This window comes from Streptomyces sp. NPDC042102, from assembly GCF_055582305.1.
In genome coordinates, this window is record NZ_JBVJDL010000002.1 from 857206 (window position 1) to 878199 (window position 20994).

Here is a 20994-nt window from a genome sequence, read left to right on the forward strand (position 1 = left end):
GGTCCTCCGTCCGGGCGTCTGAGACGATGGTCGGGTGAACGAGATTCCGCAGGGCACGCTTCCGGAGAAGTCCTTCTACGAGCAGGTGGGCGGCGAGGAGACCTTCCGCCGCCTGGTCCGGCGCTTCTACCAGGGGGTCGCCGAGGACCCGTTGCTGCGTCCGATGTACCCGGAAGGGGACCTGGGGCCCGCCGAGGAGCGGTTCGCACTGTTCCTGATGCAGTACTGGGGCGGTCCGACCACGTACAGCGAGAACCGCGGCCACCCGCGGCTGCGGATGCGGCACGCCCCGTTCCAGGTGGACCAGGCCGCGCACGACGCGTGGCTGCGGCACATGCGGGAGGCGGTCGACGAGCTGGCCCTGCCGCCGGAGCAGGAGGCGCAGCTGTGGCGCTACCTGACGTACGCCGCCGCGTCGATGATCAATACGGCGGGCTGAGCGGCCGGCTGAGCGTCCCGGCGTCCTCGTCCGCGCCCCGTGCCGAGGAACGCCCGAGCGGGTCAGGCCCCTAGCCGGTCAGGCAGGGCGGACGGGGCTCACCTGGAGCGCGCCGAGGCCGCCGCCCGGCCGCCGGGTGGCGATCGAGCCGTACGGGGTGCGCAGGCGCAGCCAGCTGCCGGCGGCGAACAGGGCCACGGGGCCGGGGGCGCCGGGTGCGGGGGCCGGGGCGGGCACGGTGGCCCGTACCGGCCGCAGGAAGCCCAGGGACTGCGCGGCGTGCACGGCGCGCAGCGGCAGCTCGCTCTCGCCGAGCGTGCGGGACCAGATCTCGCGGCCGATGCGGTCGCGCTCGGCGCGGGTGCGCCGGTCGGCCGGCAGGGCCTCGTCACGGGCACGGAACTCACGGACGGCGGCCGCGACCGCGGCCCGCATCGCCTCGGCACCCGGCAGTCCGGGCACCGGACGCCAGCCGCCGCGGGGCGGCAGCACCCCGGTCCACGGCGGGCCGGTGACGGGGGCGGGCACGTCGGCGGTCCCGGCGGCCTCGTCCACCGACTCCAGCAGTTCGCCCGCGGAGACGGTCAGGTCCAGGGACACCGGCTCGGCGAGCCGGGCCGTACGGATGGCCAGCACCTCGAAGGACGGCGGCCGGCCGAAAACGGCGAGCGCGCCGCCGCCCGCCTGGAGGCGGACCGCGGCGGCGCGGTCGTAGTGCACCAGCCGTCCCAGGAAGGCGGCGAGATCCGCCGCCTCCCCGGAATCGGCGAGGCGCAGGCGCTGGGTCATGCCGCGAGGTGCCCTTCGGGACCGCCGGCGCTGTCGTCGACGTACTCCTGGAGGAAGCTGCGCTCCTCCTCGGTGATCCGGCGCGGACGCTGCGACTCCAGATCGAAGGGCACGACGACCGTGGACGCGCGGACGTACACCACGTCCGCGTCCTTGACCTCGTAGGCGATGGTCAGCGAGGCCGCGCCTATCTTCGTCACCCACGACTCGATGGTGACCGGCTCGTGCCGGTGCACCAGCGGCCGCTTGTAGTCGATCTCATGACGGGCCACGACGGACCCGCCCTGGAACGACTGCGAGCCGTTGCCCGGCGCCAGCCGGAACATGAAGTCGATCCGGGCCTCCTCCAGATAGCGGAGGAAGACCACGTTGTTGACGTGCCCGAAGGCGTCCATGTCCGACCAGCGCAGCGGGCATCGGTAGATGTGACGGGTCACACTCAGCCTCGCGTGAGCTTCTTGTAGGTCGCGCGGTGCGGACGGGTGGCGTCCGGGCCGAGGCGCTCGACCTTGTTCTTCTCGTAGGACTCGAAGTTGCCCTCGAACCAGAACCACTTCGACTCGCCCTCGTACGCCAGGATGTGCGTGGCGACTCGGTCGAGGAACCAGCGGTCGTGGGAGACGACCACGGCCGCACCGGGGAACTCCAGCAGCGCGTTCTCCAGCGAACCCAGGGTCTCGACGTCGAGGTCGTTGGTGGGCTCGTCGAGGAGCAGCAGGTTGCCGCCCTGCTTGAGGGTGAGGGCCAGGTTCAGGCGGTTGCGCTCACCGCCGGAGAGCACGCCGGCCGGCTTCTGCTGGTCCGGGCCCTTGAAGCCGAAGGCGCTGACGTACGCGCGGGAGGGCATCTCGACGTTGCCGACGTTGATGTAGTCCAGCTCGTCCGACACGACCGCCCAGAGGGTCTTCTTGGGGTCGATGTTGGCGCGGCCCTGGTCGACGTAGGAGATCTTGACGGTCTCGCCGACCTTGATCTCGCCGGAGTCCGGCTTCTCCAGGCCCTGGATCATCTTGAACAGCGTGGTCTTGCCGGCGCCGTTCGGACCGATGATGCCGACGATGCCGTTGCGCGGCAGCGTGAAGGACAGGTCGTCGATGAGGACCTTGTCACCGAAGGCCTTGGAGAGGTTGTTGACCTCGACGACGATCGAGCCCAGACGCGGGCCCGGCGGGATCTGGATCTCCTCGAAGTCCAGCTTCCGCATCTTGTCGGCCTCGGCCGCCATCTCCTCGTAGCGGGCGAGACGGGCCTTGGACTTGGCCTGACGGCCCTTGGCGTTGGAGCGGACCCACTCCAGCTCTTCCTTGAGGCGCTTGGCGCGCTTCTCGTCCTTCTTGCCCTCGACCTTGAGGCGCTCGGCCTTCTTCTCCAGGTAGGTGGAGTAGTTGCCCTCGTAGGGGTGGGCGCGGCCGCGGTCGAGCTCGAGGATCCACTCGGCGACGTTGTCGAGGAAGTAGCGGTCGTGGGTGACGGCCACGACGGCGCCCTTGTACTGGGCGAGGTGCTGCTCCAGCCAGTTCACGGACTCGGCGTCGAGGTGGTTGGTGGGCTCGTCGAGGAGCAGCAGGTCGGGGGCCTCCAGCAGCAGCTTGCAGAGGGCCACGCGGCGCTTCTCACCACCGGAGAGGTTGGTGACCGGCCAGTCGCCGGGCGGGCAGCCCAGGGCGTCCATGGCCTGCTCCAGCTGGGCGTCGAGGTCCCACGCGTTCGCGTGGTCCAGGTCGTCCTGGAGCTTGCCCATCTCCTCCATCAGCTCGTCGGTGTAGTTCGTCGCCATTTCCTCGGCGATCGCGTTGAACCGGTTGAGCTTCTGCTTGATCGGGCCGACGCCGTCCTCGACGTTCTCCAGGACGGTCTTGGACTCGTCGAGCTTGGGCTCCTGCATGAGGATGCCGACGGAGTAGCCGGGCGAGAGGAAGGCGTCACCGTTGGACGGCTGCTCGATGCCCGCCATGATCTTCAGGACGGTGGACTTACCGGCACCGTTCGGACCCACCACACCGATCTTCGCGCCGGGCAGGAAGTTCAGGAAGACGTCGTCAAGGATCACCTTGTCGCCGTGTGCCTTGCGCGTCTTGCGCATGGTGTAGATGAACTCAGCCAAGAGAAACCGTCCGGCAGATCGATGGTGGGCAGATACACCCCATACTGCCTGACGTCGACCCCCTGGCGGAAACCCGTATGGTCAGCGCCCCGGATCGGCACGGGCCCGAGCGGGGGTGCCGTCCGGGGTCGGGCGGCACCCCTGCGGGGAGGCGGGGAGGCGGGAGGTCAGCCCTCGGCGCCCGCGCGGCGCATCCGGGCGGCGAGCAGCAGGCCCGCGCCCGTGACGAGCGCGGCACCCGCGCCGCCGACGGCCCAGGGGGTCTCGGTGCCGGCGCCGGTGGCGGCGAGGGACTGGCCGGAGCCGTTCGCGCTCACGTGCGCGTTGCCCGAACCGGTGGCGACGGCGGGCTGCACCGTGGTGGTGCCGGTGCCGGTCGTGCCGCCGTCGGTGGACCCGCCGGTGTTCTCCTGGGCCTTCTTGTCCTTGGCCCGCGCCTCGTGCTGGCCGGTCCTGAGGAACTCGGCCCGGTCGGCGGCGGAGCCCTTGAGCGCGGCGCGGCCGGCCTTGACCAGCTCGGCACCGCCGCCGTCGATGATCTGGGCGATCAGGACGCCGTTGTCCTCGTCACGCAGCTGGTGCTGGGTGACGTCGAGGAAGTGGCGGGCGTCGGCCAGGGTGTGCTTCATGTCGAAGAAGTCCTCGATCCCCTGGCGGAGGATGGGACCCGCGGTGTGCGACAGGCGCAGGATCTCGATGCGGGCGTCGTCGAGGCGGATGCCGGGGACGTCCTTCTCCAGGAACCGGCGCATGTCGGCGGGGGTGCCGTCGAGGGCCTTGTTCGCGGCCTCGCGCATGTACCCGGTGCTCTTCGGGTCCGCGAGGATCCGCAGGATCGCCATCCGGTCCTCTTCGGCCTGCTTGTCCGCGTCGGAGGCCTGGCCGGCCGGCTTGTCGGCGGGCTTGTCAGCCGGCTTCTCGGCAGGCTTCTCGGCGGGCTTGTCGGCCGGCTTCTCGGCGGGCTTCTCCGCCGGCTTGTCCGCCGGCTTGTCCGCCGGCTTGTCCGCGGGCAGCGTCCCGGCCGGCGCCTGGTCGGGAACGGTCGGCGCCGGCGGCGGCACGGCCGGGGCGGGGGCCGCGTCGGCGGCGAACGCCGGGGAGGCGAGCAGGACGACCGGAGCAAGGGCGGCAGTGGTGACCGCTGTGGCGATCCGGGACAGCTTCACAGACAGCACTCATCCTCGTGTGACTCGTGGTGATCGATTCACCGTCACCCTAAGGGCAAAATCGGCTGATCATGACCGAATAATTACCGACCGGTAGCGAGATCTGATCATTCCGGCCGGTAGACGACGAGCGCGTCCGGCAGCTGGTCGAGGACGAAGGCCTGCGGCGCGGGCGCGAACTCGCCGTCGTAGGCGAGCGGGGTGCCCTCCGGGACCTCCGAGACCCGCAGGCTGCGCAACCGGGTGGCCGTGTGCACCGGCGACCGGCTCAGCGGGCCCGCGGCCGCCGCGGCCAGCAGCCGCGGCCCGGGGCGGCCGCCGCCGTAGACCAGGCGTACGTCGAGCAGCCCCTCCCCCAGGCTCAGCCGGCGCCGCGGGGCGGGGCCGGTGCCGTGATAGGTGCCGTTGCCCGCGAAGAGCAGCCACACCGCGCGGCGGCGGCCGGCCAGCCGCAGCCGTACGGGGCGCTGCGCCCGCAGCACCCGGCCGGCGGCCAGCAGGGCGGCCGGACCGCTGCCGATCCGCGGGGTCCAGCGCAGCCGGTGCCCGAGCAGCTCGGGGTAGACCCCGATGCTGAACGTGTTGAGGAAGTAACCCGGGGCGCCGTCCGGCTCCGGGCCCGGGGCGAACCGGCCGACGCCGACGCGCACCGCCCGCCCCGCCGCCACGGCCCGGACCGTGTCCTCGGGGCCGGTGAGACCGAAGTCCAGGGCGAAGTGATTGAGGGTGCCTCCGGGGAACACGGCGAGCGGGACCCCGGCGCGCAGGGCGGCGGTGGCCGCCGCGTTCACGGTGCCGTCGCCGCCGCACACCCCGAGCACGGTGGCCCGCCGGGCGGCCGCGGCGAGCTCCGCCGTCAGCTCCGGGCCCGCGCACTCGACCACCTCGGCCCGGGGCAGCGCGGTGCGCACGGTGTCGAGGCCCGCCACCGCGGCCGTGCCCGAGGCGGTGTTGACGACCACGACCAGCCCGGCGCCGTCCGGCAGCGCCGGGGCCCCGGCAGCCGGGCGCTCGTCGCCGGGCAGCGCCCGCGCCCGCTCGGCGACACGCGTCAGCCGCCGTACGCCGAACCCGGCGGCCACCCCGAGCGCGGCGCCCGCCAGGACGTCGCTGGGGTAGTGCACCCCGGTGTACACGCGGGAGAAGGCGACCGAGGCCGCGACCGGCGCCACCGCCACGCCCCAGCCGGGGTGCTCCAGGGCCAGCCCGGCGGCGAAGGCGAACGCGGAGGCCGCGTGCCCGGAGGGGAAGGACGTGGTCGTCGGCTGGGTGGCGAGCTGGCGCACCGCCGGGACCCCGTCCAGCACGGGCCGCGGCCTGCGCACCGACCACTTGCCGACGGTGTTGATGGTGCCGGAGGCCAGCGCGAGCGAGGCCATCCCGCGCAGCGCGGCCCGGCGCGCCGTGGCCGACCCGAACATGGCGAGGGCCGCGGCGGTCCCGCCCCACAGCAGCCCGTGGTTCGCGGCGCGCCCGAGCCGTGGCAGCACCCGGTCCGCTCCCGGCCAGTGCCGCCGGGCGACCACGTCGAACAGCGTCCGGTCCCAGACGGCGGGGGCGTGCCGCCAGGTCAGCGGCGCTCCATGAGGTGTCTCGGTCGTCATTCCGCACCTCTACCCGATTCCCCCGTGCGCTATCTTGAACGCGTTCACACTGAACGCGTTCAGTTCGATCACCAAGTCGGACAGCAGGAACCGTGCGAGGAGCCGCGCCACATGACCACCCCGACCACCGGGCCGACGCCCCCGACCCCGACCACCCCCACCCCCACGGCGCGGCTCGTCCGCGCGCTGCGCCGGCCCAGGACAATCTGGAGCCTGGTGGCCGTGCTGGTCGTGGGCACCCTCGGCGCCGGCGTCTGGTACGCCTGCGTCCTCATCCAGCTCTTCAACGGGACCCTGTCCGTGCCCTGCGCGGAGGCCACCCGCTTCGCCGCCGCCCAGCCGCTGCCGGCAGCCGCGCGCCAGGCCGACTGCCGGCTGGGCCAGTGGCTGGGCATCCAGTACAAGGGCGAGTTCCGCATCCCCCGCGAGGACTTCGAAGCCTGGCTCCGGGCCTCCTACCCCACCGCAAAGCCGCCCCGTGGCTGCACACCCGTGGCCGACTTGTGCGCCGACGTGACCATGCCCGCCGACAACACTCCGCCGGACGCGAAGGGGAGAGTCGTACGGCACCTCGCCGACAGGACGGCGATCGAAGCCTGGACCCTGCCCGACGGCACCCTGCGCGTCGAGCTGAGGGCCTACACCCTCTGATGCCGTGACCGGCCGGGTGCTACGAGGCGTCTTCCTCGTCCAGCGGCCGCTTGCGCAGCACCAGGACCACCATGCCGCCCAGCACCACCAGGCCCACCGCCAGCGCCGCGATCACCGGGGTGGCCGCCGAGCTGCCGCTGGCCGCGAGCAGGTCGTCGCTGTCCTCCTCCGGCGAGGTCGCCCCCGAGGCGCCCGCGGCCGCCGCGACGGTGACCGGCGTGCCGGGACCGCCCTGCGCCTCGGTCTGGAGCGTCCGGGTCTGCGGCCACAGCGCCGTCGCGCCCGCCGTGGCCGACGACGCGCTGGACCCGGCCACGATCTGGGCCTGCGACCACTCGCCGCTGGTGAACACCCGGCCCACCGGAACCCGGGTGGCCCCCTGGACCGACACCGAGGCCGTGCCGTCCGGCGTACCCACCGGAACCTCGAAGTACAGCCGGCTGCCGTGCGAGGCCGCGGTGACCGGCCGCCCCTCGGCGTCGACCACCCGCACGCCCATGGCCCGGGCGGCGGCGTCCGGGGTGACCGTCACGCTCTGGGCACCCGTCCGTACGGTCACCGGCCCGATCCGGCCGCCGGCCGGGCCCGAGACCTGCCCGGGCTCCAGGCTCAGCGACGCCGGCGGCTCACTCATCCGCCCGGCCGACTTCTGCAGATAGTCGGCCAGCTTCTGGGCCGCCGGGTCGGTCGCCTCCACCTGGACGCCGTCGGCCAGCCGCCAGATCGCCACCTGGGTCCCGGCCGCCGCGCTCTCCGCGGTGAGCGCGCCGGCGCCGGCCGCCTTCGCCAGCCCGGCCAGATCGTTCAGCTGGGGGTAGGAGTGCTCCAGCACCCAGCGGATCCGGCCCGCCTCGCCGTTCCCGCCGAGCGGGCTGCCGCTCCACGCGGTCTCCGTGTAGCGGGCCTGCGGCTGCGCGGACCCGGCCAGGCCGACCCCGTACGTCTGCAGCATCCCGCCGCCGTCGACACGCATCTCGTACAGCCCGGCGGGAATCTGCCGCACGGCGCCGTCACTGGTGCGCAGGACCGCCTGCCCGTACGTCTTCAGGCCGTCCAGCACGGCGCTCGCGCCCTCCTGCGGCCGCTGCACCAGGCCGTCCCCTTCGGCGGCGGCGGCCGGGGCGCCGGGCGCGGTCGCGAGCGCGGCGGCGAGCAGTGCCACCGCGAACGGCCGCCGGGCGGCAGCCCGGACTCCACCACCACCGGCACGCGCACCGGCGCTGCCGGCGGTATCGGTGGCGGGCCCTTCGGAATCGGCAGGAACAGAAGAAGCGGGAACGGCAATCGACACAGTCTTCCCCTTCGGGCCAACGACCCAGATGCCCGTGTATTCCGGGGAATCCTATAGGTCTCGAACACCTAGACCACCGCCACCCTCTGAGCTTCCGTCAGGGGTGCCCCCACCTTGATCACCCGGCGGAACGCGGCGGTCCCCCGGGTCAGGTCGTGCCCGGCGGCGAACGCGTCGACCTCGGCGGTGACCCAGCGCTTGCCGTCGTCCGTCTCGTCCCGCACCCGCAGCCGCCCGTGCAGCACCAGGGGCTCCCCCACCGACACCGAGGCCGCGAGGTTGGCGGCCAGGGTCCGCCGCGCCCACACGGTGTAGAAGCTGGCCGCCCCGTCGGCCCAGGCCTCCTTCTGCCGGTCGTAGAACCTCGGCTGCACACAGAAGCGGAACCTCGCCGACGGCCCGCTCGGCGTCTCGCGGTAGTCGATCTGGGTCGCCACATGACCCACCAGCGTCACCACGGTCTCGTTCATCCCGGTGTCCCCTCCTCATCGTCCCGGCACGTGCGAACCACGCGAGACCAGCCTGCGCCCGACCCTCCTCACCCCGCCCGCGCCTGTGGACTACTGACGGATTGTGGACAACCTCGCGCCCAGACCACCCGAACGGCCGGATCCACCCGAGCCACCACCCGGTCCGCCCGAGCCACCGCCCGAACCACCCGAACCGCCCGAGCCGCCGCCCGATCCACCCGAACGGCCCGCCACCGCGCCCGCGGCCACGTTCACGTACTGCTCCCGCACCTCCTGGTAGCGCAGCAGTTCCGCCGCCACCGGTTCCAGCACCCGGGCCCGCCCGCACCCGGCCGCCGCCTGCCGCAGCCGCTGCTCGGCATCCTGCCCGTACCGCCGGGCCGGCCCCCGCGCGGCCATCGAGCAGGCCCACTCCACGAGCGGCCCGCCCACGATGCCCGCCACCATCAGCAGCACCGGCGGCAGCAGCCGCGGCGGGAGCACCCCGGCGATCTGCCCGACCAGCCACAGCCCGCCGAAGATCTGCAGCAGCGTCATCGCGGCCTGCGTGAGGACGGCCACCGGCCACCACGCGGGCCGCGGCGGCTTGCCGGTCGGCACGCCCACCGTCACCGCGAGTTCGTCCAGCGCCTCCGGCAGCTGGTCCGCGCCGCGCACCGCCGCCTCCCGCACGGCCTGTGCCCAGGGTTCGGGCAGCCCGGCGGCGGCCTCGTCTGCGACCGTGCGCACCGCCTGCTCCACGCGCTGGCGGGCCGTCACCTCCTCCTCGGGGGGCGGTTCCGGCTCTCCGCCGAAGGTGCGCCCGCCGAGGGCCGCCAGCGCCGCCAGCCCGCTGAGCCGGTGCGGGGCGCGCTTGCCCTCGTACCAGCGCCACAGCCGCAGCCAGGGGGTGCCGCAGGCCTTGCCGGCGTTGCGCCGCCAGGACCGTTCCGCGGCGAGCCCGGCCGCGTACGCGCCGACCGCCTCCGCGAGCCGGTCCTCGAACTCGGCGCGGGCGCTCTCCCCGATCTCCGGCCGGCCGTGTCCGTCGGCGACGTACAGGGGCCGCAGCCGCGCCGCCGCACGGTCGACGTCGGCGGAGATCCGCCGGTTGGCGGCGCCGCGTTCCTGGGTGAACTGGCCCAGCAGCTCGCGCAGCTCGCCGACGCCCTCGCCGGTCAGCGCGGACAGCGCCAGCACGGTGGCGCCCGGCTCGCCGTGCTCGCCCAGCGCGATCCCGTCCTCGTCCAGCAGCCGGCGCAGGTCGTCGAGCACCTGGTCGGCGGCCTCGCTCGGGAGCCGGTCGACCTGGTTGAGGACGACGAAGGTCACCTCGGCGTGCCCGGCGAGCGGCCGCAGGTACCTCTCGTGGAGGACGGCGTCGGCGTACTTCTCGGGGTCGACCACCCACACCACGGCGTCGACGAGGGCGAGCACCCGGTCCACGTGCTCGCGGTGCACGCCGAGTGCCGAGTCGAGGTCGGGCAGGTCGACGAGGACGAGCCCGCGCAGCGCCTCGCCGTCCGGGCTCTCGCGGGGCCGGCGGCGCAGCCGGCCGGGGATCTCCAGCCGGTCCAGCAGCCCGGCCGCGCCGTCCGACCAGCTGCACGCGATGGGCGCGGCGGTGGTGGGGCGGCGTAGTCCGGTCTCCGAAATCTGTACCCCGGCGAGTGAATTGAAGAGGGTGGACTTGCCACTTCCGGTGGCACCGGCGACGGCGACGACCGTGTGCTGCGGCGAGAGCCCGCGGCGCGCCGCGGCCTCGTCCAGCACCCGGCCGGCCTCGGCCAGGGTCTTGCCGTCGAGCCGGGTGCGCGACAGGCCGACGAGCTGACGCAGCGCCTCCAGGCGGGCGCGCAGCGCCTGCCCCTCGGGGCTGAGCGGCGGCGCGGACGCCTTGCCGCCGTCGCTGCCGGCCCCGGAGACGGCCCGGACCAGCGCCTCGTCGGAGGCGCAGTCCTCGTCGCCGAGTTCGCCGTCGGCGTCCGGGCGGCGCGAGCGGGCGATGAGCCCGTCGTCCCAGCGGTCGTCGGTGCGGTCGGTCAGAGCGGTCACCGCGTCACCTCTCCTTCTGCAGAACGGACAGCGCGGCGATCAGCTCGGACTGGAGCTCCGGGGTGACTTCGAGCGCGTCGAGGGGGGCGAGGCGGCGGTCGCGTTCGGCGCGCAGCACCTGGTCGAGGTGTTCACCGACGAGTTCGCCGCCGCGGTCGCGCAGCCGCAGCGCGGCCTGGACGCCGATCCGTTCGGCGAGCTTCTCGCCGGCGGCCCGGGCCCGTTTGCCGCCGAGCAGGGCGGCGACCAGCAGCGCGGCCACGCTGTCGGGGTCGGGGGCGGGCTGCTTGGCGAGCCCGGCCACCTCCTCCTCGGCGAGCTCCTCCAGGACGCGCCGCCAGTGGCGTACGGCCATGCCGATGCGTTCGGCGGCCTCCCGGTCGGGGGCGGCCAGCGGGACGGCTCCGGAGGCGGGTTCCCGGCGCCAGGCCTGGGCGATCCGCTCGTCGGCGGCGGCCACGGCGCACTGGAGGAGGGCCGCGAGGCTCTCGGCGAGCGAGTCGAGCAGCTCGTCGGCGGAGGTGTCGAGGGGGTAGCCGCGCCAGCGGGTGAGGGCGTCCCCGGCCAGGACGGCTCCGGCGTCGAGCCGCGCCCGTACGCGCTTGCCCTCCCGCTTGAAGGCGTCCTCGACGGCGGTGGTGAGCCGTACGGCGGCGGCGTGCTGGGCGGCGACGGCGGAGGCGAGTTCGGGCATCCGGCGGCGGAGGGAGTCCAGCATGCCCATGGCGGTACGGCCGACCGCCTGCTGGCGCGCGGCCGGGTCCTGGGCGTGGTGCAGCAGCCAGGCGGCGAGCGGCGCGACGGCGCTGGCGGGCAGCAGCCCGCTGCCGCCGGCGGACTCGGGCAGCTCGGGGACCGTGAAGCGCGGTACGTCGCCCAGCCCGGCCCGGGTGAGCAGGGCGCCGTACTGGCGGGAGACCTCGGTGAGCACCTGGTGGGGGACCCGGTCGAGGACGGTGATGAGGGTGGCCTTGTACTCCTTGGCGGTGCGCAGGAGATACCAGGGCACGGCGTCCGCGTAGCGGGAGGCGGTGGTGACCATGACCCAGACGTCGGCGGCGCAGAGGAGTTCGGCGGCGAGCGTCCGGTTCTCCACCACGAGCGAGTCGATGTCGGGCGCGTCGAGGAGGGCGAGGCCGCGCGGCAGGCTGCTGACGGTCTCGATGCGCAGCTCGCGGGCGGCACCGCCGCGCGTCCTGGCGCCCCGGCGGGCGGGGTTCCTGTCCTGGGGGACGACCTCCTCCTCGCCCGGCGGCAGCCAGACCCGCATCAGGTCGGGCAGGACCCGCATGCCGGCGAACCAGTGGTGGTCGTCCGGGTGGCAGACGAGCACCGGGGTCCGGGTGGTGGGCCGCAGCACCCCGGCCTCGCTGACCTGCCGCCCGACGAGGGAGTTGACGAGGGTGGACTTCCCGGCGCCGGTGGACCCGCCGACGACGGCGAGCACCGGGGCCTCGGGGGCCTTGAGGCGCGGTACGAGGTAGTCGTCGAGCTGCGCGAGCAGCTCGGCTCTGGTCTGGCGGGCGCGCGGGGCGCCGGGCAGGGGCAGCGGGAGACGCACGGAGGCGACCCGGTCGCGCAGCGCGGACAGGGCATCGAGCAGCTGAGGCCGAACATCCAAGGTCACCACATGCGAAGAATGCCCAATTTGTGACCTTTTTTGAAGCTTATACGCCCTCTGCGCGCCGACCGCGACTCCGGAGGGACATCACAGACACACGGGATGAGTGGGACGCAGGCATAACGAGTGCACAACACCCGGGGCGCCGCGGCGCAAAAGCGGTGCGAGAATCGCACCTGCCTGCGATTATCGGGACCGCTTCACCGAACCTCCACATCGTGGCACGCGGGTGAAGCAACCGGGACAAGGCGACCGGAGCCCTATCCTTGACCCGGCACGGACCGAAGTCCCACCCCCACCTCGGGGCTCCAGGCCGCACACGGTCACCTTCCGGCCCCCGTAGCTCAGTGGATAGAGCAGGCGCCTTCTAAGCGCTTGGCCGCAGGTTCGAGTCCTGCCGGGGGCACTCTTCCTCCACAGCCCTCCGTCCCTCCGGACCGGAGGGCTTTTTCGCAGGTCAGCGCACCTTAGCGGGCTACCGGTAGCAGTCGCGTAAGGCCCGGCCACGGTGCACACGCACGGTGGCGTTCACGGGGCAGCGGCGGGGGGCTCGCAAGGTCTCGGGTCGGCCATCCCGGCGTCAGGGCGGCGTCAAGAGTTCCGGGGGCGCCGTATGGAGGGCGTCAAAGCGTCTTAACGCGGGGACGAGCGCGCGGTTTGCTCGTCATCGGCCAAGACGGCCGATTCCCATCTCATCACTTCATCCAGGAGCTCACGATGGCCGACGTGGCCTTCGTCGTCACCACGGTCGCGGTTTTCGCGCTGGTGGCGCTTGTCGCCAAGGGGGTGGCAAAGCTGTGAGCGTCGAGAACATTGTCGGCCTGGTCGTGGCCGTCGCCCTGCTCGGTTACCTCGTCCTTGCGCTTGTGTACCCGGAGAGGTTCTGAGCACCGAAATGAGCCCCGTAACCGCTGGTGTGCTCCAGCTGCTCGCGCTGATCGCCGCGCTCGCGCTGGCGTACCGTCCGCTGGGCGATTACATGGCCCGGGTCTACTCCTCCGAGAAGCATTACCTTCCGGAGAAGTGGATCTACAAGGCCATCGGCGCCAACCCGTCCGCCGAGATGCGCTGGCCCGCCTACCTGCGTGGTGTGCTGGCGTTCTCGGCCGTGAGTGTCCTGTTCCTCTACGCCCTGCAGCGTCTGCAGGGCAGTCTGCCCGGCTCGCTGGGTTTCGCCTCGATCGATCCGGATCAGGCGTTCAACACCGCCGCGTCGTTCGTGGCGAACACCAACTGGCAGTCGTACTACGGCGAGCAGGCCATGGGCCATGTGGTGCAGACCGGTGGTCTGGCGGTGCAGAACTTCGTGTCCGCGGCCGTCGGTATCGCCGTCGCGGTGGCGCTGGTGCGGGGTTTCGCGCGTTCGCGTACCGGTGAGCTCGGCAACTTCTGGGCCGATCTGGTCCGTGGTGTGTTCCGTATCCTGCTGCCGCTGTCGGTGATCGGCGCGGTCGTCCTGGTGGCCTGTGGTGCGATCCAGAACTTCGCGGGGATTCACGAGGTCGGCCAGTTCATGGGCGGCAGCCAGCAGTGGAACGGTGGTGCGGTGGCCTCGCAGGAGGTCATCAAGGAGCTGGGCACCAACGGCGGCGGCTACTTCAACGCCAACTCCGCCCACCCCTTCGAGAACCCGACCCCGTTCACGAGCCTCTTCGAGGTCTTCCTGATCCTGGTCATCCCGTTCGCGCTGACCCGGACCTTCGGCAAGATGGTCGGCAGTGTGAAGCAGGGTTACGCGATCCTGGCGACGATGGCGTTCATCTGGATCGTCTTCACCGCGCTGATGATGTGGACCGAGTTCGCGGGCCGCGGCCCGGCGTTCGAGGCCGCGGGCGGGGCGATGGAGGGCAAGGAGACCCGTTTCGGCATCGCCGGTTCCGCGATCTTCTCCGTGGCCACGACGCTGACGTCCACGGGTGCGGTCAACTCCTTCCATTCCTCCTTCACCGGTTTCGGCGGCGGGATCCAGCTGCTGGGCATGCAGCTCGGCGAGATCGCCCCCGGCGGTGTCGGCTCCGGCCTCTACGGCATGCTGATCATGGCGATCATCGCGGTGTTCATCGCGGGTCTGATGGTCGGCCGGACGCCGGAGTACCTGGGCAAGAAGATCGGCACCCGCGAGATCAAGTTCGCGGCCTGCTACATCCTGATCACCCCGGCTCTCGTGCTGTGCTTCACCGCCGCCGCCATGGCCCTGCCCACCCCGGGCAACTCCATGACCAACTCCGGCGCGCACGGCTTCTCCGAGATCCTCTACGCCTACACCTCCGGCGCCAACAACAACGGCTCCGCGTTCGCGGGCCTGAACGCCGACACGCAGTGGTTCAACTCGACGATCGGCATCGCGATGCTGCTGGGCCGTTTCCTGCCCATGGTGTTCGTCCTGGCGCTGGCCGGCTCGCTGGCCGAGCAGAAGCCCGTTCCCGAGACCGCGGGCACGCTGCGCACCGACAAGCCGCTCTACGCGGGCCTGCTCGTCGGCACGATCCTCATCATCACCGGTCTGACCTACTTCCCCGCCCTCGCGCTGGGTCCGCTTGCCGAAGGGCTCGCCTCATGAGCACCATCACCCCCACCCGTGCCCCACACGAGGACGTTCCCACCGGGCACAAGCCCCCGGCCGGACGCGTGGGCGGCGGCCTGTTCGACCCCAAGCAGCTCATCAAGTCCTTCCCCGACGCGATCCGCAAGCTCGACCCGCGCATCATGATCAAGTCGCCGGTCATGTTCGTGGTCCTGATCGGATCGGTGGTCACCACCGTCCTGGCCGTCAAGAACCCCACCGACTGGTTCGGGTGGGCGATCACCGCCTGGCTGTGGCTGACCACGATCTTCGCCAACCTCGCCGAGGCCGTCGCCGAGGGCCGCGGCAAGGCCCAGGCCGACACCCTGCGCAAGGCCAAGACCGACACCGTCGCCCGCCGCCTGACCAAGGACGGCCAAGGTGAGGAGCAGGTCCCCGGCACCGACCTGAAGATCGGTGACCTGGTGGTCTGCGAGGCCGGCGACGTCATCCCCGGCGACGGTGACGTCGTCGAGGGTGTCGCCTCCGTGGACGAATCCGCGATCACCGGCGAGTCCGCCCCGGTCATCCGGGAGTCCGGCGGCGACCGCAGCGCGGTCACCGGCGGCACGAAGGTCCTCTCCGACCGGATCGTCGTCAAGATCACGACGAAGCCCGGTGAGACGTTCATCGACCGCATGATCAACCTGGTCGAGGGCGCGGCCCGGCAGAAGACCCCCAACGAGATCGCCCTGAACATCCTGCTGGCGTCCCTCACCATCGTCTTCCTCCTGGCGGTCGTCACCCTCAAGCCGTTCGCGATCTACGCCGGCGCCGACGACCAGACCTCGCTGATCGTCCTGGCGGCCCTGCTGGTCTGCCTGATCCCCACCACGATCGGCGCGCTGCTCTCCGCGATCGGCATCGCCGGCATGGACCGCCTCGTCCAGCGCAACGTCCTGGCCATGAGCGGACGTGCCGTGGAAGCGGCGGGTGACGTCTCGACGCTGCTGCTGGACAAGACCGGCACCATCACCCTCGGCAACCGCCAGGCCGCCGAGTTCCTCCCCGTCAAGGGCACCACCGAGGCCGAGGTCGCCGACGCCGCCCAGCTGTCCTCCCTGGCCGACGAGACCCCCGAGGGCCGTTCCATCGTCGTCCTCGCCAAGGAGAAGTACGGGCTGCGCGAGCGCCACCAGGGCGAACTCGCCCACGCCCAGTGGATCGCCTTCACCGCCCAGACCCGCATGTCGGGCGTGGACGTCGACGGCAGGAAGATCCGCAAGGGCGCCGCCGGATCCGTCATCACCTGGGTCAAGGAGCAGGGCGGCCACGTCTCCGACGACGCCGACCTCCTCGCCAACACGATCTCCGAGGCCGGCGGTACGCCGCTGCTGGTCGCCGTCGAGGACGACAAGGGCGCCCGGATCCTGGGTGTCATCCACCTCAAGGACGTCGTCAAGGAAGGCATGCGGGAGCGGTTCGAGGAACTGCGCCGCATGGGCATCAAGACGGTCATGATCACGGGTGACAACCCGCTGACCGCGAAGGCCATCGCCGAGGAGGCCGGCGTCGACGACTTCCTCGCCGAGGCCACCCCCGAGGACAAGATGGCCCTCATCAAGCGGGAACAGGCCGGCGGCAAGCTGGTCGCGATGACCGGTGACGGCACCAACGACGCCCCCGCCCTGGCCCAGGCCGACGTCGGCGTCGCCATGAACACCGGAACCTCGGCCGCCAAGGAGGCCGGGAACATGGTGGACCTGGACTCCAACCCCACCAAGCTCATCGAGATCGTCGAGATCGGCAAGCAGCTCCTGATCACCCGCGGCGCGCTGACCACCTTCTCCATCGCCAACGACGTCGCGAAGTACTTCGCGATCATCCCCGCGATGTTCGCGATCGCCTACCCCAGCCTGGACAAGCTCAACATCATGGGCCTGGCCTCACCGGAGTCCGCGATCCTCTCCGCGGTCATCTTCAACGCACTGATCATCATCGCGCTCGTGCCGCTCGCCCTGAAGGGCGTGCAGTACCGGCCCTCCAGCGCCGACAAGATGCTCCGCCGCAACCTCGGCCTCTACGGACTCGGCGGCCTGATCGCCCCGTTCATCGGCATCAAGCTCATCGACATGATCATCTCCCTCATCCCCGGAATCGGCTAAGGGCCATGAATAACTCCGTAGGAAACACCGCGCGCCTGCTGGGCGCCGGGCTGCGTGCCCTGCTCGTCCTGACGGTGCTGTGCGGGGTCCTCTACCCGCTCGCCGTGACCGGCATCGCCCAGGCCCTCTTCAACGACAACGCCAACGGGTCCGAGATCAAGGACAAGAGCGGGCAGGTCGTCGGCTCCGAGCTGATCGGGCAGACCTACAACCTGCCCAAGCAGAACCCGGACGACGCGGAGGAGGCGGCCAGGCCGGACCTGAAGTGGTTCCAGCCGCGCCCCTCCAACGGCCTGGGCACCAACAGCGTCAACACCCAGTACTCGATCATCCTCTCCGGCGCCACCAACCGCTCCGGCGACAACGGCGCGATCGACGGCACGTGCACCAAGGACGCCAAAGAGGGAACCCTCTGCGCCCAGGTCGTCGCAGCCAAGGAAGCCGTCGTAGCCGACAACACCACCGCGACGTACAAGGTCGACCCCAAGGACGTACCGGCCGACGCCGTCACCTCCTCCGGCTCCGGCCTCGACCCGAACATCTCCCCCGAGTACGCCGACCTCCAGATCCACCGCGTCGCCGAGCAGAACAACCTCGACGTCAAGCAGGTCGAAAAGCTCGTCAAGGACAACACCGAAGGCCGCACGCTGGGCTTCATCGGCGAACCCCGCGTCAACGTCCTCAAGCTGAACACCGCCCTCAGGGACCTGGTCAAGGGGTGAACCCCGGGCGCTTACGCACCGGGCTGCCCTCCGTCGTGCCCCGCACCGAAGAAAGGCTGCACACCCCATGACCCGGGTGCTCGTGGTGGAAGACGACCATCAGCTCGTGCGCGCGCTCAGGATCAACCTGCAGGCGCGCAAGTTCGAGGTCGAGGAGGCCGCCGACGGCGGGGCGGCCCTGCGCAGCATCGTCGCCCGCAAGCCGGACGTCATCCTTTTGGACCTCGGTCTGCCGGACATGGACGGCGTCGATGTGATCAAAAGTGTGCGCGGCTGGAGCAGGGTACCGATCCTGGTCCTGTCCGCCCGGCACACCTCCGAGGAGAAGATCAGGGCGCTGGACGCCGGCGCGGACGACTACGTCACCAAGCCGTTCAGCATGGACGAGCTGCTGGCCCGCCTGCGCGCCGCCACCCGGCGCCAGGAGGAGCCGGTCCGCTCCGACGCCCCGCCCCTGATCACGACCGACGATTTCACCATCGACCTGGTCGCCAAGAAGGTGCTGCGCGGCAACCGCCCCGTACGTCTGACCCCGACCGAGTGGCACCTGCTGGAGATCCTGACCGCCGCCCCCGGGCACCTGGTCAGCCAACGCCGGCTGCTGCTGGAGGTCTGGGGTCCGACGTACGCGGAACACACCAACTACCTGCGGGTCTACATGGCCCAGCTGCGCCGCAAGCTGGAGCCCGACCCGTCCCGGCCGCGGTACCTGATCACCGAGCCGGGCATGGGATACCGCTTCGAGCTGTCACCGGGCCCGGCCGTCCCCGACGGGCCCGGCCGTCCCTGACGTGCCCTCACGCCCGGCGGGCCCGGCCACTCCCGGCGGGCCCCACTCCCCCCACACACGAACCCCCTCGAAGGAAGAGAAGCCGGCGGCATGGGACGCGGAAAGCTCCGGATCTACCTCGGCGCGGCGCCAGGCGTCGGCAAGACGTACGCCATGCTCTCCGAGGCGCACCGCAGGGTCGAGCGCGGCACGGACTGCGTCGTCGGCTTCGTGGAGCACCACAGCAGGCCGCGCACCGAGGTGATGCTGCACGGCCTGGAGCTCATGGGGCGCCGGGAGATCGAGTACCGGGGCGGCACGTTCACCGAGATGGACGTGGACGCCCTGCTCGCCCGGCGTCCCGCCGTCGCGCTGGTGGACGAGCTGGCGCACACCAATGTGCCGGGCTCGCGCAACACCAAGCGCTGGCAGGACGTGGAGGAGCTGCTCCAGGCGGGCATCGACGTGGTGTCCACCGTCAACATCCAGCACCTGGAGTCGCTGGGTGACGTGGTCGAGACGATCACGGGGGTGCGTCAGCGCGAGACGGTGCCGGACGAGGTCGTCCGGCGTGCCGACCAGATCGAGCTGGTGGACATGTCGCCGCAGGCGCTGCGCCGGCGGATGGCGCACGGCAACATCTACAAGCCGGACAAGGTCGACGCGGCCCTGTCGAACTACTTCCGTCCCGGCAACCTCACGGCCCTGCGCGAGCTGGCCCTGCTGTGGGTCGCCGACCGGGTCGACGAGTACCTCCAGGAGTACCGGGGCGAGCACAACATCCGCACCACCTGGCAGGCCCGCGAACGCATCGTGGTGGGCCTGACCGGCGGCCCCGAGGGCCGCACCCTGATCCGCCGGGCCGCGCGCCTGGCGGAGAAGGGCGCGGGCGGCGAGGTCCTGGCCGTCTACATCGCGGCGAGCGACGGACTCTCCTCCGCCTCGCCCAAGGAACTGGCCGTCCAGCGGACCCTGGTCGAGGATCTCGGCGGCACCTTCCACCACGTCATAGGCGATGACGTCTCGCACTCCCTGCTGGAGTTCGCGCGCGGGGTCAACGCCACCCAGATCGTCCTGGGCGTCAGCCGCCGCAAGAGCTGGCAGTACGCCTTCGGGCCCGGTGTGAGCGCCACCGTGGCCCGGGAGTCCGGCCCGGACCTCGACGTCCACATGGTCACCCACGACGCGGTGGCGAAGGGGCGCGGGCTGCCGATCGCGCGGGGTGCGCGGCTGGGGCGTTCGCGGATCATCTGGGGCTGGCTGACCGGAGTCGTCGGGCCGGGGCTGCTGACGCTGCTGCTCAGCCAGGTCCTGCCCGGCCTCGGGCTCGCGAACGACATGCTGCTGTTCCTGACGCTGACGGTCGCCGCCGCCCTGCTGGGCGGGCTGCTGCCGGCGCTGGCGTCGGCGGCGGTCGGCTCGCTGGTGCTCAACTACTTCTTCACACCGCCCCTGTACCAGCTGACGATCTCCGATCCGCGCAACATGGTCGCCCTCGCCATCTTCGTGGGCGTGGCCGTCTCGGTGGCGTCGGTGGTGGACCTGGCGGCCCGCCGCACCCACCAGGCGGCCCGGCTGCGCGCCGAGTCCGAGATCCTCTCCTTCCTCGCCGGCAGCGTGCTGCGCGGCGAGAACTCCCTGGACGCCCTGCTGGAGCGGCTGCGCGAGACGTTCTCGATGGACTCGGTGGCGCTGCTGGAACGGGCGAGCGAGGTCGACGCCTGGAGCACGGCCGCGTCCGTGGGCCCGCACCCCGTGGGCCGGCCCGAGGACGCGGACGTCGACATGCCGATGGGCGACACCATGGCCCTCGCGCTCTCGGGGCGGGTGCTGCCCGCCGAGGACCGGCGCGTGCTGGGTGCCTTCGCCGCGCAGGCGGCGGTGGTCCTGGACCGCCAGCGCCTGGTGGGCGAGGCGGAGAAGGCCCGCGAGCTCGCCGAGGGCAACCGGATCCGCACCGCCCTCCTCGCGGCCGTCAGCCACGATCTGCGGACCCCGCTCGCCGGGATCAAGGCGTCGGTGACCTCGCTGCGCTCCGACGACGTCGAGTGGTCCGAGACCGACCGTGCCGACCTGCTGGAGGGCATCGAGGAGGGCGCCGACCGGCTCGCCGCGCTGATCGGCAACCTGCTCGACATGTCCCGGCTGAACACGGGCACCGTGGTCCCGCTGATCCGCGAGACCGACCTCGACGAGGTCGTGCCCATGGCCCTGGGCGGGGTCCCCGAGGACAGCGTCGACCTCGACATTCCCGAGACCCTGCCGATGGTCGCCGTGGACCGGGGGCTGCTGGAGCGGGCGGTGGCCAACATCGTGGAGAACGCCGTCAAGTACAGCCCCGACGGCCAGTGCGTGCACGTGTCGGCCAGTGCCCTGCGCGACCGGGTGGAACTGCGGGTCGTGGATCGCGGGCCCGGCGTCCCCGACGAGGCCAAGGGGCGGATATTCGAACCGTTCCAGCGGTACGGCGACGCCCCGCGCGGCGCGGGCGTCGGCCTCGGCCTCGCGGTCGCCCGCGGGTTCACCGAGGCCATCGGCGGCACCCTCACCGCCGAGGACACCCCCGGTGGCGGCCTCACCATGGTCCTCACCCTGCCGACGGCGGGCGGCGCCGCTCCGGTGACGCCGGAACTGCCGACGTCGGCGGTCACGTGAGGGCGGCGCCG

The 20994-nt window shown here is 72.1% G+C and carries 18 protein-coding genes and 1 tRNA gene; 10 read left to right on the forward strand and 9 right to left on the reverse strand.

Annotated features, from left to right (window positions below; translation table 11 throughout):
• The first annotated feature begins 34 nt into the window (after positions 1–34).
• Positions 35–439 (forward strand): globin, encoded by a 405-nt coding sequence (locus ACZ6KO_RS11900; RefSeq protein ID WP_401448359.1) that lies wholly within the window; start codon positions 35–37, stop codon positions 437–439.
• 78 nt (positions 440–517) lie between these two features.
• Here the strand turns inward: ACZ6KO_RS11900 and ACZ6KO_RS11905 are convergent, their stop codons facing one another.
• The 5 genes from ACZ6KO_RS11905 to ACZ6KO_RS11925 form a co-directional block, all read right to left on the reverse strand.
• Positions 518–1228: a DUF8010 domain-containing protein gene (locus ACZ6KO_RS11905; RefSeq protein ID WP_469303264.1), complete on the reverse strand. Its 711-nt coding sequence runs from the start codon at positions 1226–1228 to the stop codon at positions 518–520.
• Complete coding sequence (locus ACZ6KO_RS11910) at positions 1225–1665, reverse strand: acyl-CoA thioesterase (RefSeq protein ID WP_469303266.1); 441 nt, start codon at positions 1663–1665, stop codon at positions 1225–1227. Before ACZ6KO_RS11910 ends, ACZ6KO_RS11905 begins: the two co-directional genes overlap by 4 nt.
• Before the next feature lie 2 nt (positions 1666–1667).
• Entirely contained in the window at positions 1668–3332 is a 1665-nt protein-coding gene (ettA, locus tag ACZ6KO_RS11915) for an energy-dependent translational throttle protein EttA (RefSeq protein ID WP_031145507.1), read from the reverse strand.
• A gap of 167 nt (positions 3333–3499) precedes the next feature.
• Positions 3500–4498 (reverse strand): hypothetical protein, encoded by a 999-nt coding sequence (locus ACZ6KO_RS11920; RefSeq protein ID WP_469303268.1) that lies wholly within the window; start codon positions 4496–4498, stop codon positions 3500–3502.
• 107 nt (positions 4499–4605) lie between these two features.
• The gene (locus tag ACZ6KO_RS11925; RefSeq protein WP_469303270.1) at positions 4606–6102 is read right to left on the reverse strand and encodes a phosphatase PAP2 family protein; all 1497 of its coding nucleotides are present in this window, start codon (positions 6100–6102) and stop codon (positions 4606–4608) included.
• Between the two features lie 111 nt (positions 6103–6213).
• Here ACZ6KO_RS11925 and ACZ6KO_RS11930 point away from each other — a divergent pair, with 111 nt between their 5' ends.
• Positions 6214–6753 carry a hypothetical protein gene (locus tag ACZ6KO_RS11930; RefSeq protein WP_469303273.1) on the forward strand — a complete coding sequence of 180 codons (540 nt, stop codon included), beginning with the start codon at positions 6214–6216 and terminating at the stop codon, positions 6751–6753.
• A 19-nt stretch (positions 6754–6772) separates the two neighbouring features.
• On the opposite strand, the gene ACZ6KO_RS11935 is transcribed toward ACZ6KO_RS11930, so the two are convergent.
• The 4 genes from ACZ6KO_RS11935 to ACZ6KO_RS11950 all read right to left on the reverse strand — a co-directional run bounded on the left by ACZ6KO_RS11935 (position 6773) and on the right by ACZ6KO_RS11950 (position 12169).
• On the reverse strand, positions 6773–8038 hold the full coding sequence (locus ACZ6KO_RS11935) for a thioester domain-containing protein (RefSeq protein WP_469303895.1): 1266 nt from the start codon (positions 8036–8038) through the stop codon (positions 6773–6775).
• Positions 8039–8112: 74 nt separating this feature from the next.
• Positions 8113–8514 (reverse strand): single-stranded DNA-binding protein, encoded by a 402-nt coding sequence (locus ACZ6KO_RS11940; RefSeq protein WP_401448341.1) that lies wholly within the window; start codon positions 8512–8514, stop codon positions 8113–8115.
• Between the two features lie 90 nt (positions 8515–8604).
• Entirely contained in the window at positions 8605–10548 is a 1944-nt protein-coding gene (locus ACZ6KO_RS11945; RefSeq protein WP_469303275.1) for a GTPase, read from the reverse strand.
• 4 nt (positions 10549–10552) lie between these two features.
• A complete protein-coding gene (locus ACZ6KO_RS11950) occupies positions 10553–12169 on the reverse strand; it encodes a dynamin family protein (protein WP_469303277.1) in 1617 nt (538 codons plus the stop codon).
• A gap of 333 nt (positions 12170–12502) precedes the next feature.
• Here ACZ6KO_RS11950 and ACZ6KO_RS11955 point away from each other — a divergent pair.
• The 8 genes from ACZ6KO_RS11955 (at position 12503) to ACZ6KO_RS11990 (ending at position 20983) form a co-directional block, all read left to right on the forward strand.
• A tRNA-Arg gene (locus tag ACZ6KO_RS11955) sits at positions 12503–12575 on the forward strand.
• Between the two features lie 251 nt (positions 12576–12826).
• Positions 12827–12970 (forward strand): hypothetical protein, encoded by a 144-nt coding sequence (locus ACZ6KO_RS11960; RefSeq protein ID WP_401448335.1) that lies wholly within the window; start codon positions 12827–12829, stop codon positions 12968–12970.
• Positions 12967–13056, forward strand: a complete 90-nt coding sequence (gene kdpF / locus ACZ6KO_RS11965; RefSeq protein WP_350233201.1) for a K(+)-transporting ATPase subunit F — start codon at positions 12967–12969, stop codon at positions 13054–13056. Before ACZ6KO_RS11960 ends, kdpF begins: the two co-directional genes overlap by 4 nt.
• Before the next feature lie 8 nt (positions 13057–13064).
• Positions 13065–14729 carry a potassium-transporting ATPase subunit KdpA gene (kdpA, locus tag ACZ6KO_RS11970; RefSeq protein ID WP_469303279.1) on the forward strand — a complete coding sequence of 555 codons (1665 nt, stop codon included), beginning with the start codon at positions 13065–13067 and terminating at the stop codon, positions 14727–14729.
• Positions 14726–16837 (forward strand): potassium-transporting ATPase subunit KdpB, encoded by a 2112-nt coding sequence (gene kdpB, locus ACZ6KO_RS11975; protein WP_469303281.1) that lies wholly within the window; start codon positions 14726–14728, stop codon positions 16835–16837. Before kdpA ends, kdpB begins: the two co-directional genes overlap by 4 nt.
• 5 nt (positions 16838–16842) lie before the next feature.
• A complete protein-coding gene (locus tag ACZ6KO_RS11980; RefSeq protein ID WP_469303283.1) occupies positions 16843–17559 on the forward strand; it encodes a potassium-transporting ATPase subunit C in 717 nt (238 codons plus the stop codon).
• A 67-nt stretch (positions 17560–17626) separates the two neighbouring features.
• Positions 17627–18349 (forward strand): response regulator, encoded by a 723-nt coding sequence (locus ACZ6KO_RS11985; RefSeq protein WP_469303285.1) that lies wholly within the window; start codon positions 17627–17629, stop codon positions 18347–18349.
• A gap of 90 nt (positions 18350–18439) precedes the next feature.
• Entirely contained in the window at positions 18440–20983 is a 2544-nt protein-coding gene (locus tag ACZ6KO_RS11990; RefSeq protein ID WP_469303288.1) for a DUF4118 domain-containing protein, read from the forward strand.
• Positions 20984–20994: the final 11 nt, after the last annotated feature.

What these genes read in the sequence shown, in the direction of transcription:
- ACZ6KO_RS11905 (WP_469303264.1), bottom strand. Translation starts at nt 1,228, where the DNA reads ATGACCCAGCGCCTGCGCCTCGCCGATTCCGGGGAGGCGGCGGATCTC.
- ACZ6KO_RS11925 (WP_469303270.1), bottom strand. Translation starts at nt 6,102, where the DNA reads ATGACGACCGAGACACCTCATGGAGCGCCGCTGACCTGGCGGCACGCC.
- ACZ6KO_RS11930 (WP_469303273.1), top strand. Translation starts at nt 6,214, where the DNA reads ATGACCACCCCGACCACCGGGCCGACGCCCCCGACCCCGACCACCCCC.
- ACZ6KO_RS11940 (WP_401448341.1), bottom strand. Translation starts at nt 8,514, where the DNA reads ATGAACGAGACCGTGGTGACGCTGGTGGGTCATGTGGCGACCCAGATC.
- kdpA (WP_469303279.1), top strand. Translation starts at nt 13,065, where the DNA reads ATGAGCCCCGTAACCGCTGGTGTGCTCCAGCTGCTCGCGCTGATCGCC.
- kdpB (WP_469303281.1), top strand. Translation starts at nt 14,726, where the DNA reads ATGAGCACCATCACCCCCACCCGTGCCCCACACGAGGACGTTCCCACC.
- ACZ6KO_RS11980 (WP_469303283.1), top strand. Translation starts at nt 16,843, where the DNA reads ATGAATAACTCCGTAGGAAACACCGCGCGCCTGCTGGGCGCCGGGCTG.
- ACZ6KO_RS11985 (WP_469303285.1), top strand. Translation starts at nt 17,627, where the DNA reads ATGACCCGGGTGCTCGTGGTGGAAGACGACCATCAGCTCGTGCGCGCG.
- ACZ6KO_RS11990 (WP_469303288.1), top strand. Translation starts at nt 18,440, where the DNA reads ATGGGACGCGGAAAGCTCCGGATCTACCTCGGCGCGGCGCCAGGCGTC.